The organism is Streptosporangium oxazolinicum (assembly GCF_039537505.1).
GTDB lineage: Bacteria > Actinomycetota > Actinomycetes > Streptosporangiales > Streptosporangiaceae > Streptosporangium > Streptosporangium oxazolinicum.
The window spans coordinates 1-12,363 of sequence record NZ_BAABAQ010000009.1; the positions used below are offsets into that span (position 1 = coordinate 1).

Below are 12,363 nucleotides of genomic sequence, written 5' to 3' on the forward strand. Positions count from 1 at the left end.
TAGGGTTACGGCGGTTATGGCGAAGGGGAAACACCCGGTTACATTCCGAACCCGGAAGTTAAGCTCTTCAGCGCCGATGGTACTGCACCGGGGACGGTGTGGGAGAGTAGGTCACCGCCGGACAATCGTTTATGAAGGGCTCCCACCGTTGGTGGGGGCCCTTCATGCTTTCCAGGACCTGTTGTCCCGGCCACCTTCACTGGCACATGAGCCTTCCCGCCGCCGCGATCGCCTGCCCCGCCGCCGGGGAGTTGAGCTGGACCACCACCTGGCGTCGGCCGTCCTCGCTGCTCATGGCGATCCCCGAGTACCCGTAGATCATCCCGGAGTGGTTCCACACCCGGGTGCCGCACGGCAGCCTGTCGGCGAAGACGCCCAGGCCGCCCGCGCGCTTCAGCGCGGCCCCTTCGGGGAGTCGCTTCGGGGCCGACCCCTTGGCGGGTTCGCGGCCGGACGCGGCCCGCCTCCCGCCGAACAGCGCCTCGTAGAAGGCGCCCACGTCCCCCGCGGTCGATACCAGCCCGCCCGCGGACCAGAAGATCGAGGAGTTCACGACCGTCGCTCCGGGGCCGTCGCCCTGTCTGCCCGTGGCGAGCCCGGGGGGCCGTAGGTCTCGTGGCAGTTCGGTATCGCGCAGCCTCAGGGGCTCGGTGACGCGCTCGCGGAGCGCCTCGGCGTAGCTCTGACCGGTGACCTTTTCGATGATGAGACCGAGAAGGATGAAGTTGCCGTTGGAGTAGCTGTTAACCCCGCTTTTGCCAGGGCTGCCGCCGTAGCCGAGCAGCTCTCGCGGTGGCCAGTCGCGCGTGTGCATGCCACCGTCGACGACGGCGTCCATGAAGCGGGAGTCGGTGAGATAGTCCGGTATTCCGCTGGTGTGGGTGAGCAGTTGCTCCACGGTCACCCGGTCGGCACCGGGAAGGACGCCGGGAAGCAGCTTGCCGAGCGTGTCGCGGAGTGCCAGCCGCCGTTCGCGTACCAGCTGGAGCACGATCGTCGCGGTGAACGTCTTGGTGATACTCGCGATCCGGAAGCGGTGGCCGACCCGCATCGGGGTGCGTGTGGCGGGGTCGGCGAACCCGGCGGCGGCCTCCTCGACCCTTCCGCCGTCGCGGACGTGTACGACGGCCCCCGGAGATCCGGCCGCCACCAGCAGGTCGTCCGCGACTCTCTGGATGGCGGAGGCCGATCCGGGCGGTCCCGGTGTCGCGGAGGAAGTGGGCACGGGGCTTGTCTGTGAAGAGGACGTGGGTACGGGCACGGGGCCTGTCGGTGAAGATGTCCGTGAAGGACGCGGAGGGGAGGCGGCGTCGGGGGCCGGGGCGCAGGCGGTCAGCGCGATCACCAGTGAGATGGCTCCGAGTCCGGTCGCGCGCATCCGGCGGTTCCCCTCTCGTTCCGCGTGCTCCTCGCCGGGGCCATCGGTTCTCCTTCGGGGCGGAACAAAAGCGGAACGAACGCAGAGCGAGCGCGGAACCCTCGAATCCTTCGAACGGGAAAGGACGTCAGGACGCTACAGCCGCCGGGGCGAACGGTAAAGCCCTCCGATGGAGGATCCGGCGCCCGACATGCCTCCCCCCGCTTCGTCCTCGCCCACAACCCCCCGCTTCTGCCGACTATGAGCGAAAGTTTCATGCTCCTTGACCAAAGTACCCGCCGAATGTGCTCCGTGACCGTTCGTGGCGAGGTCGTGGCGAGGCGGGCCCGCGGGTCGATCGGGAGTCGCAGGTCCGGCCGGGTGGTACTGCCGCCGGGGGGTCATCTGACGGACCTATCTGCCCATATCGTTACAAACCAAGTCTATTGCGGCATTCTCCGGGCGGCCACCCCGGTTGATCAGGGAAGATCCCCTGCCCGAGGGTGCGCCGGGGGCCGGTGGGCGGGGGTGTCCGCCGGGGTGACTTCGGTCGTTGATCGTAGAAAGTTCAAGTGATCATGACAAAAGTTCTTCCAAAAACGGCAAAAGCCGCGTAACTTCCACGCCAAGTTCTCTGCACACCAATCAAGAGGGCGAAGTGAGTCGGCCGGTGGCGTTCGCGGGCGGATCCCCTCGAAGAGGTGACCCGCTGGGCGGGGCCGCTGCCCCGCGGCGGAAAGGAGTCGGCGGTCCCTCGGCCGAGGCGCCGGGAGTCACGGGCTCCATCCACCCACACGGAGATAGGAAACCATGAGTGCACACGAAGAAGAGACCGACGAGGTCACGGGCGCGCTGCGCCGCAGGCTCGGGCTGAACCGCCGCCAGTTCCTCGCCGCCACGACGGGAGTCACCGCGGTGGCCGCCGTGTCGGCGGCGGGCCCGCTCGCGTCGGCCGCGTACGCGTCCCCCGACGGCGACCAGGAGCGCGGTCAGGGCCACGGCCACGGCCACCGGGACCCTCTGGTGCCCGATTTCAAGCGGGGCATCATCCTCTACACCGTCCGTGACGTGATCTCCCGCGACCCGGCGACGAACCTGCCGGCCGGTTTCCGGCGTGTGTTCGAGGAGCTCTCGCGGATCGGCTACAAGCAGGTGGAGTTCGCCGGTTACGGCCAGCACGCGAACGCCGAGGGCGGCGCGAACCTGGAGAGCGTCGAGGGCGCCCGGCTGCTGCGCCGGTGGCTCGACGACAACGGGCTCAAGGCCCAGGGCAACCACGGCTTCATCCCCGGCTCCTGGCCGCTCACCCAGGCCGACCTCGACCGCTTCAAGCTGACCCTGGAGATCGCCAACATCCTCGGTATGGAGCACGTGGGTACCGGCGGCGACCCGACCGACAGCGCCTACAAGGCGGACTGGGACCTCGCCGCCCAGAAGTGGAACGGCCTCGGCTCGATCGCCTCGGCAGCCGGTCTCAAGCTGTACACGCACAACCACGACGCGGCGTACGGCTTCCTCGTCGACGAGGGCCCGCTCGACGAGCTGGGCCGGCCCACCCGCTCCTCGGGCGTCAGGAAGCTGGAGTACTTCCTCGACATCACCAACCGCAGGCACGTCTACCTGGAGATGGACATCTTCTGGGCGCACGTGGCGCAGTACAGGTACCGCTCGTACGTCGCGCGCAACGGCTCCACCCGGACCGACGTCTTCGACCCCCTGAAGCTCGTACGGCGGAACGAGAAGCGGTTCCCGCTCTTCCACGCCAAGGACGGAAAGTCCAACACGGCCACCGGCAACGGCTACGACATGGTGCCGTTCGGCACCGGTGACATCGACTACGGCGCCTTCTTCTCCAAGCTGGACATCGCGCGACACCACAACCCGATGTACGAGCAGGACAACGCGCCCGGAGGGGCCGAGGAGCCGGGCCGCTCGCTGCAGTACGCCGCCCTCAGCTACAAGAACCTGGCCGCGCTGCGCCGCCGCCGCTGAGAGCCCGGCGAACGACCGGACACATTTCGAGAAAACACCCGAGGAAGAATCCGACGGGTTCGGCGGACCGCCACATGATCGAAGCCGTTGCCGCGGCGCGAGTGGCGGCCCGCCATGCCCTGACACCCCCCTGAAGAAGAGGCTCAGGAAGTTGAAGCGTACCCGCGCCATGCTCGGCGGCGCACTGGCCGCCCTGCTGTTCCCCCTGGCGGTGCCCGGCGCCGCGCCCGCACAAGCCCACATCGCCGTCCAGGACGGTCCCACGGACTGGTCGAACTACGAGAAGATCACGCTGACCAAGAACGTCGGCGAGCCGATCGACCTGGCGGTCCTGCCCGACAGGAGGGTCCTGCACACCGCCCGCAACGGAGACATCCGCCTGACCGACGGCGGCACCGGCCTCACCAAGGTCATCAACACGATCCCCGTCTACGCGAACTCCGAGGACGGCCTCCAGACGATCGCGATCGACCCCGAGTTCGCCGAGAACAAGTGGGTCTACGTCTACTACGCGCCCAAGACGATGACGGCGCCGTACCCGGAGACGACCCCCACCGGGTCGGCGCCCAACTCGCTGCCCGCGGGCGCGGACGAGTCGTACTGGAACCAGTGGAAGGGCTACAACCAGCTGTCGCGGTTCAAGTGGACCGGTGACGCGCTGGACCTCTCCACCGAGCAGGTCATCATCAAGGTCGAGGCGCAGCGCGGGCAGTGCTGCCACGTCGCGGGCGACATGGACTGGGACGCCGAGGGCAACCTCTACCTCGTCACCGGCGACAACACCCCCGCGGGCACGCCCGGGGCCAACGGCATGGCGCCCAACAACGACGCGCCCGGGATGAACCCCGGGCTCGACGCGCGGCGCGGCGCGGGCAACAGCAACGACCTGCGCGGCAAGATCCTGCGGATCACCGTGAAGGAGGACGGCTCCTACACCGTCCCGCCCGGCAACCTGTTCCCGCCGGGGACGGCCAAGACGCGCCCCGAGATCTTCGTGACGGGTGTGCGGAACGCCTTCCGCATGGACGTCGACGACGTGACCGGCACGCTCTCCTGGGCCGACTACGGCCCCGACGCCGGGGCGGCCGACCCGGCCCGCGGCCCCCTGGGCTACGTCGAGTGGAACGTCACCCCCCTCGACAAGCCGATGAACAGCGGCTGGCCCTACTGCACCGGGAACAACTTCAACTACAACGACTGGAACTTCGCGACCTCGACGCCGCGCGAGTGGTTCGACTGCGCGGCGGGCCCGGCGAACACCTCCCGCTGGAACACCGGTGTGGCCACCCTGCCGGCCGCGACCCCGGCGGACCTCTACTACGGCGACAACAACACCCACCAGCCCGCGGAGTGGGCCGGGCTCACCGACTTCGAGCCGGCGGGCGGCCAGGGACCGATGGGCGGCCCCGTCTACCACTACGACGCGGCGAACCCGTCGACGACGAAGTTCCCGGCGTACTGGGACAGGAAATTCTTCTTCGGCGAGTTCTCCCAGGACTACCTCGCGGCGTTCACCGTGACGGGGTCCGACGGGCCGGTCACCAAGCTCGAACACTTCCTGCCCAACGACGCGCTGACCACGGCGGCGATGCCGATCACCGACAGCCCGATGGACATCGAGTTCGGCCCCGACGGTTCGCTGTACGTGCTCGACTACGGCGACGGCTTCTTCCGCGCCAACCCCGACGCGGGCCTCTACCGCATCGACTACGCCGAGGGGAACAAGACACCGCAGGCGAAGATCGTCGCCAAGCCGACGTCGGGCAGCGCCGCGCCGCTGACCGTCGCGTTCAGCGCGGAGACGTCCACCGACGCCGAGCCGGGCGCGCTGCGCTACGAGTGGGACTTCGACGGTAACGGCACCTTCGACGCCACCGGCGTGACGGCCTCGCACACCTATCCCGCGCTCGGGCAGTACGCCGCCAGGCTCCGCGTGACCGACGCGCAGGGCAAGTTCGGGCTCACCTCCACCGAGATCACCGTAGGCAACACCGCGCCCGAGGTGACCATCCAGACGCCGGGCAACGGCGCCTTCTTCACCTGGGGCGACGCGGTGCCGTTCCAGATCAGGGTCTCCGACAAGGAGGACGGCGACACCCCGGTGTGCGGCCGGGTGCAGTGGACCTTCGGTCTCGGCCACGACACGCACGCGCATCCGGAGACCCTCGGCTCGGGCTGCTCGGGCGCGTGGCCGACACCGGCCGACGCCCCCGAGCACGGCGAGACCGAGAACATCTTCGGCGTCGTCGTCGTGAGCTACCGGGACAACGGCGCCGGTGACATCCCCGGGGCGCTCGGCGACGCCACGCTCATCCTCAACCCCAAGGAACTGCAGGCCGAGCACGCGGACGCGAGCAGTGGCGTCACCAAGGTGCAGGACGAGAGCGCGTCCGGCCTGGCGAAGATCACGTCGTTCGACGCCGGTGACTGGATCGCGTACGACCCGGTGAACTTCGCCGGTGTCACCGGCGTGAAGACCCGCGCCTCCGGGGCGGGAACGCTGTCCCTGCGCTGGGGCTCGGAGACGGCGGATCCGTTCGCCACCGTCACCGTGCCCGCCGGATCGGGCTGGCAGAGCGTGGACACCGCGCTCACCGGCGCCCCGACCGGCAGCGGCAGGCTCTACGTCACCTCGACCGGCGGCGTGGAGGTCGACGGGTTCACCTTCCAGGGCGACGGGGTCTCCGACGAGACGCCCCCGACCGTGTCGGCCACGCTCGCCCCGGCCCAGCCGGGCGGGGAGAACGGCTGGTACACCGGCAACGTCACGCTGACGGTCACCGCGACCGACAACGGCACGGTGGCGAGCCGGCAGTACTCGCTCGACGGCGGTACGACGTGGCTGAACGCCAACAGTCCGGTCACCCTGACCGCCGACGGGACGGCCGCCGTACGCTACCGGGCGACCGACAGCGCGGGCAACGTCTCGCAGGTCGGCACCGTCACGGCGAAGATCGACAAGACCGTCCCGGTCCTGACCGTGAGCGGGGTGGAGCCCGGCAAGTACGGAGACTCCGCGTCCATCACGCCGGTCTTCTCGGCGGCCGACGCGACGTCGGGGGTGGCGAGCGTGACGGCGGCCATCGGCGACCTGCAGGTGGTCTCCGGCAAGGCGATCGCCCTGTGGGAGCTGGCGCTCGGCGCGCACACGCTGACCGTCACCGCGAAGGACAAGGCGGGGCACGTCACGAAGCAGACCGTCGCGTTCGAGGTCACGACCTCTGTCGCCGACGTGGAGAGGCTCATCGACCTCTTCGAGGCGGCCGGGCAGCTGTCGGCCTCCGGCGCCGCGAAGCTCCAGGACAAGATCTCCAAGGTCATGGTGTCCGAGGACAAGGGGCGCGAGCGCGACAAGAAGAAGATCGTCAAGAAGCTTGAGCGCTTTGTCGAAACGGTCAACGACCCGAAGATCGTCTCCAACCCGGCGGTGAAGGCCACGCTCCTGCGTGACGCCAACGCCCTGATCGCGCAGTTCAGCGCTCCGGCCGCCGGATAACGCCGACGCGCTGATGCCGCCACGTTGACGGCGACGCGCTGACGACGCGGGGGGAGAGCCTGACAGGCTCTCCCCCCGCGCTCGTTTCCGGGACCCGGTGGTGTGCCGGGAGGCTCGTGGCCACGTCGCCCGGGACCGGGGTCTCGGAGCCGGGGTGGTACGTCCGTGTGCCGGCCGATCCCGGAGCCTAGGGCTTGGGGATTGGAGCCGGATCCGTCCCGTGGGTTCCGGGGGCGGCGAGGTCGAGGTCCTTGATCCTGGGGTCGCCCTCGTCGGCGAGGTAGTGGTCGGGCTTGGTGGAGTCGTCGCCCTCGGCCATCCCGGCGGAACGCGCGATGACCGTGCCGAGTGCGGCGACGGCCAGGTTGACCGCGAGCGCGAGGATGCCCGCGTAGATCGTCATCTTGGTGTCCAGGCCCAGCTTCTCCAGCGGGAACGCGGACCCGGCGAAGTGCAGCTTGCCGGTGGCCGGGTTGCCGATGTTGTAGAGCAGGAGCATCCCGGCCCCCATGCCGCCGATCCATCCGGCGATCAGGCCGCCGCGGTGGAACCAGCGGGTGTAGAGGCCGAGTGCCACCGACGGGAGCGTCTGCAGGATGATGACGCCGCCGATGAGCTGCAGGTCGATGGAGAAGCCGGTGTCCAGGAACAGGATGCACAGCACCGCGCCGACCTTGACGAGCAGCGAGGTGATCTTCGAGACGCGGGCCTCGTCGGCGTCGCTCGCGTGCGGCTTCAGGTACTCCTTGTAGATGTTGCGGGTGAACAGGTTCGCCGCGGCGATGGACATGATGGCCGCGGGGACCAGCGCGCCGATGCCGATCGCGGCGTACGCGATGCCGGTGAACCAGTCGGGGAACATCTTGTCGAACAGCTGCGGCACGATCGTGTTGTTGTCGGTGCCGATGGGCGTGATCCCGGCCGCGATGGCCATGAAGCCGAGCAGCGCGATCAGGCCGAGCAGCAGGCTGTAGGCGGGCAGCGCCGCCATGTTCCGCTTGATCACGTCACGGTTCTTGGAGGCGAGCACGCCGGTGATGCTGTGCGGATAGAGGAACAGCGCGAGCGCGGACCCCAGGGCCAGCGTGACGTACTGCAGCTGGTTGTTCGCGTTGAGCAGGATGCCGTCGCCGGGCGCGGCGCTGGCGGCGAACCTGTCCTGGGCGGCGCCGAAGATGCCCGACCAGCCGCCCTCGATCTGGGCGGGGATCGCGAAGATCGCCACCAGGATCACGATGTAGATCAGCGTGTCCTTCACGAACGCGATCAGCGCGGGCGCTCGCAGGCCCGACTGGTAGGTGTACGCGGCCAGGATCGCGAACGCGATGATGATCGGCAGGTGGCCGGTCACGCCCATCGACTTCAACACGGCCTCGATGCCGACGAGCTGGAGCGCGATGTAGGGCATCGTCGCCACGATGCCGGTGATCGCGACCAGCAGCGCCAGCGTGGGCGAGCCGAACCTGGCCCGGACGAAGTCGGCCGGGGTCACGAAGCCGTGCACGTGCGAGACCGACCAGAGGCGGATCAGCACCAGGAAGACGATCGGGTAGACCACGATCGTGTACGGCACCGCGAAGAAGCCCATCGCGCCCGCGCCCCAGATCAGGGCGGGCACGGCCACGAAGGTGTAGGCGGTGTAGAGGTCGCCGCCGATGAGGAACCAGGTGACCCACGAGCCGAAGTTGCGGCCGCCGAGCCCCCACTCGTCGAGGCTGGCCAGGTTGTCCGGGCGGCGCCAGCGTGCGGCCACGAATCCCATGCCGCTGACCACCAGGAACAGCACGGAGAAGATGATGATCTCTGTCAGGTGAGCTTCCATCGGGTCACCGCCGCCGCTTCGTCATCTGGTACACGATCGTGGTGCACGTGACGCCGACCGCGATGAACGCGAGCTGGAGCCAGTAGAACAGCGGAAAACCGAAAAGCCGGGGTTCATCGGAATTGTAGAGAAAGGGGAGTAAAGGTAGGATGATCGGTACGATGAGCAGCCAGTTCCATGGGCTGCGGTCGCTCCGGTCCCCGTTTGGAGTGGTCAACACGGTCTCCTCGAACTGGAGAAGGGACACCCGGGCAGGATCATCCCCTTCGGCTGACCGGCAGCGTAATTACACGGTCGTTTCATTCGGGTCACCGAGCGCCGAGTGGCGCGGGTGGCGCGACGAACGGTAGCCCGGTTCCACGGTCGAGGTTCCCGGCCAGGTCGCGGGTGCCGTACCGCCGAGGGCGGATCCACTTCGCCGCCGGGTTCCCGCCGGTCACCGAATCCCCGGCGCGTCTTCCTTGACATGATCGACTGCGGCTTGTAAAGACGCGCCCGACAGGGCGGCGCGCGGCCTCGCCCCGCGTGGTGCCGTCGGCTCCGCCGGCACGCCGCGTCACCCGGTGCCTTCGGCCGGAACGCGCGATATGCGGGCTCACCCGGTGTCTTCGGCGGGGGCTCGCGGCGCGGACTTACCCGGTGTCTGCGGCGGGTGAGCGGCCCTCTCGGAGGCGGGCGGCTTCTCCTCGCACGCGCGGTCCTCCTCCCCGCCGAAGCGGCGGGAGGACGAGAGGCGGGGGAGCGGCTCGGCCGACGGGCGGATGCCGTCCATGAGGAGCGCCAGGTAGCGCCGGTGGTCGGCGACGTCATGGTCGGCCCGGTAGACGGTCGCCAGCGCCATCACCACGATCGCCGCCAGGTCGCGGACCTGTAGATCGGCACGGACCAGCCCACGCCGCTGGGCGCGGGCCAGCACGTCGCCGAGCGGCTCGGCGAACCGTTCGGCGATGGCGACCGTGAACGCGCCGGCCTCCCGCGCGGCGGTGAGCAGGGCCCGATGGGCGGCCAGCGTGTCGGTGATGGCCGCGAGGGCCTCGGTGAGCCCCCGGCCGGGGTCGGCGGCCTCGCGGGCGGCCAGTGCGAGAGGCTCCACCTCTTCGGCGAAGTACGTCTCGAAGCAGGCCAGGATCACCCCGTCGCGGTCGCCGAACCGCCGGTAGACGGTGGCGATCCCGACACCGGCCCGGCGGGCGATCTCCTCCAGGGAGACGGCCGCGCCGGTCTCCCGCAGCGCCGCGATCGCCGCCCGGACGATCCTGTCGGAATTGCGCAGGGCATCGGCGCGATGTCGCTGCTCTGGCACACGCCAAACGCTAGCAGCCCGCGTACGGCCGTCCGGTGGCGGTCACCAGGCGACGCGCAGGGACGACAGGCCGTACACGACGCTGAAGGAGCGGAAGTGCGCGTCGGGCTCGATCGCGCGCAGCTCGGGGAAGCGCCTGAGCAGCGCGGGGAAGGCGATGCGCATCTCCATCCGCGCCAGCGGCGCCCCCAGGCAGTGGTGCACGCCGTGGCCGAAGGCCACGTGGCCGGGCGCACCCCTGGTGATGTCCAGCGCCTCCGGATCGGGCAGGAACCCGGGATCGCGGTTGGCGGCGGGCAGCGCGCACATCACCAGCTCGCCGGGCCCGATCCGCGTGCCGGAGAGCTCGACCTCCGTAGTGGTCGTCTTGACGGTGCCGGAGTGGACGATGCTGAGCCAGCGCAGCAGCTCCTCCACCGCGGCGTCGATGCGCTCGGGCTCCTTCTTGAGCAGCTCCAGCTGGTCGGGGTGGCGCAGCAGGGCCAGTGTGCCCAGCCCGAGCATGTTGGCGGTGGTCTCGTGACCGGCCAGCAGCAGCAGGCCGCCGATGCCGACGAGTTCGGCCGCCGTCAGGTCCTCGTGCTCGCGCGCCAGCGTGCCGAGCAGCTCCTCGCCCGGGTCGGCCTGGGCGCGGGCGACCAGCTCGGCCATGTAGGCGCGCGACTCCGCCTGCACCGCCATGCGCTCCTCGATGGGCGCCGACACGTCGAGCAACCGGCCGGTCCTGCGCTGGAAGTCCTCCCGGTCGGCGTACGGCACGCCCAGCAGCTCGCAGATCACCAGGGAGGGGACCGGCAGCGCGAACGACGACACCAGGTCGGCCGGGGACCCGGCGCCTTCCATCGCGTCCAGGTGATCTTCGACGATGCGGGTGATCCGCGGCTCCAGCCGGCGCATCCGGCGGAGCGTGAACTCCGGCGTCAACACCCGGCGCAGCCGGGTGTGCTCGGGAGGGTCGAAGGCGAGCAGGTTGCCCGCGCGGATCTCGGCGAGCTCCTCCTCGCTCCGCTGGACGCCGGGCAGCCGGAAATTGACCATCCCGGCGTTGCTGAACCGTTCCGCGTCGCTCAGCACCGCGCGCACGTCCTCGTAGCGGGTCACCAGCCAGGCGTCGACGCCCAGCGGTGTCCTGGTGAGCCTGACCCCCTCCCCGTCCCGCAGCGCTCCCAGCTCCGGATCCGGGTCGAACCCCGCCCGCCGCATGTGCAGCGGTAGCGTCGGAGACTCGCTCATACAACCCCCTGGATGACTCGTCGTCCTGACTGCTCCATAAAAACGATAGCAACCTATCGATTAGGCGCAAAGGACCCGGGCGGTCATTCGGTGCCCGGCCGCCGCGGTTTCGGCGAGCGCGGTTTCGGCTGGCGCGGCGAAAACATGACAGAAGATGTCCTGTTTCCGCGCCACGCTGGCCCTCATGACAAGAACGCTGGAAGGAAAGGTCGCCCTCGTCGCGGGGGCGACGAGGGGGACCGGCCGGGGCATCGCGGTGGCACTGGGCGCGGCCGGCGCCACCGTGTACTGCACCGGCAGGAGCACGCGGGAGCGGCGCTCGGAGATGAACCGGCCGGAGACCATCGAGGAGACGGCCGAACTCGTGACCCGCGGGGGCGGTCACGGCATCGCGGTCCGGGTGGACCACCTGGAGCCGGAGCAGGTCCGCGCCCTGGTGGAGCGGATCAGGAACGAGCGGGGCAGGCTCGATATCCTCGTCAACGACGTCTGGGGCGGCGACCCGCTCACCGAGTGGCACGTCCCCGTCTGGAAGCACTCCCTCGACGACGGCCTGCGCATCCTCCGGCTGGCGGTGGACACCCACCTCATCACCAGCCACCACGCGCTGCCCCTGCTGATCGAGAACCCCGGGGGCATGGTGATCGAGGTGACCGACGGCACCCTGGAGTACAACACCGCCAACTACCGGCTCTCGGCCTTCTACGACCTGGCCAAGATCTCGGTGAACCGCCTGGCGTTCAGCCAGGCCCACGAGCTGCGTCCGTACGGCTGCGCCGCGATCTCGCTCACCCCCGGCTGGCTCAGGTCGGAGAGCATGCTGGAGCTCTTCGGCGTCACCGAGGAGAACTGGCGGGACGCCACCGCCGAGCAGCCGCACTTCGTGATCTCCGAGACACCCGCCTACACCGGCCGCGCGATCGTCGCCCTCGCCGCCGACGAGGACCGGATGCGCTGGTCGGGGCAGTCGGTCTCCAGCGGGCAGCTCGCCCAGGTGTACGGCTTCACCGACGTCGACGGCAGCAGGCCCGACGCCTGGCGCTACATCGAGGAGGTCGAGAGCAAGGGCAGACCCGCCGACGCCACCGGCTACCGCTGACCGTCGGCGGGACCTTCGCCCGGGGTCGCCGCGAGGGGCCGGCGGTCCGGCGCGCCGGACC

At 69.7% G+C, this 12,363-nt stretch carries 8 protein-coding genes and 1 rRNA gene; 4 read left to right on the forward strand and 5 right to left on the reverse strand.

What is annotated here, in order from left to right; all coding sequences use genetic code 11:
* Nucleotides 1–6 precede the first annotated feature (6 nt).
* Nucleotides 7–123, forward strand: a 5S ribosomal RNA gene (rrf, locus tag ABD817_RS23075).
* 73 nt (nt 124–196) lie between these two features.
* On the opposite strand, the gene ABD817_RS23080 is transcribed toward rrf, so the two are convergent.
* Nucleotides 197–1,225 (reverse strand): serine hydrolase domain-containing protein, encoded by a 1,029-nt coding sequence (locus ABD817_RS23080; RefSeq protein ID WP_344920169.1) that lies wholly within the window; start codon nt 1,223–1,225, stop codon nt 197–199.
* A 942-nt stretch (nt 1,226–2,167) separates the two neighbouring features.
* On the opposite strand from ABD817_RS23080, the gene ABD817_RS23085 reads away from it, so the two are divergent.
* Complete coding sequence (locus ABD817_RS23085) at nt 2,168–3,349, forward strand: sugar phosphate isomerase/epimerase family protein (RefSeq protein ID WP_344920170.1); 1,182 nt, start codon at nt 2,168–2,170, stop codon at nt 3,347–3,349.
* A 151-nt stretch (nt 3,350–3,500) separates the two neighbouring features.
* Nucleotides 3,501–6,845 carry a PQQ-dependent sugar dehydrogenase gene (locus ABD817_RS23090; RefSeq protein WP_344920171.1) on the forward strand — a complete coding sequence of 1,115 codons (3,345 nt, stop codon included), beginning with the start codon at nt 3,501–3,503 and terminating at the stop codon, nt 6,843–6,845.
* 187 nt (nt 6,846–7,032) lie between these two features.
* Here the strand turns inward: ABD817_RS23090 and mctP are convergent, their stop codons facing one another.
* The 4 genes from mctP to ABD817_RS23110 all read right to left on the reverse strand — a co-directional run bounded on the left by mctP (nt 7,033) and on the right by ABD817_RS23110 (nt 11,203).
* On the reverse strand, nt 7,033–8,667 hold the full coding sequence (mctP, locus tag ABD817_RS23095; protein WP_344920172.1) for a monocarboxylate uptake permease MctP: 1,635 nt from the start codon (nt 8,665–8,667) through the stop codon (nt 7,033–7,035).
* Nucleotides 8,668–8,671: 4 nt separating this feature from the next.
* Complete coding sequence (locus tag ABD817_RS23100) at nt 8,672–8,914, reverse strand: DUF3311 domain-containing protein (protein WP_344920173.1); 243 nt, start codon at nt 8,912–8,914, stop codon at nt 8,672–8,674.
* A gap of 348 nt (nt 8,915–9,262) precedes the next feature.
* Entirely contained in the window at nt 9,263–9,970 is a 708-nt protein-coding gene (locus ABD817_RS23105) for a TetR/AcrR family transcriptional regulator (RefSeq protein ID WP_344920174.1), read from the reverse strand.
* A 42-nt stretch (nt 9,971–10,012) separates the two neighbouring features.
* Entirely contained in the window at nt 10,013–11,203 is a 1,191-nt protein-coding gene (locus ABD817_RS23110; RefSeq protein WP_344920175.1) for a cytochrome P450, read from the reverse strand.
* Between the two features lie 184 nt (nt 11,204–11,387).
* Between ABD817_RS23110 and ABD817_RS23115 the strand changes: the two genes are divergently transcribed.
* Nucleotides 11,388–12,302, forward strand: coding sequence for an SDR family oxidoreductase (locus tag ABD817_RS23115; protein WP_344920176.1), 915 nt, complete (start codon nt 11,388–11,390; stop codon nt 12,300–12,302).
* Nucleotides 12,303–12,363: the final 61 nt, after the last annotated feature.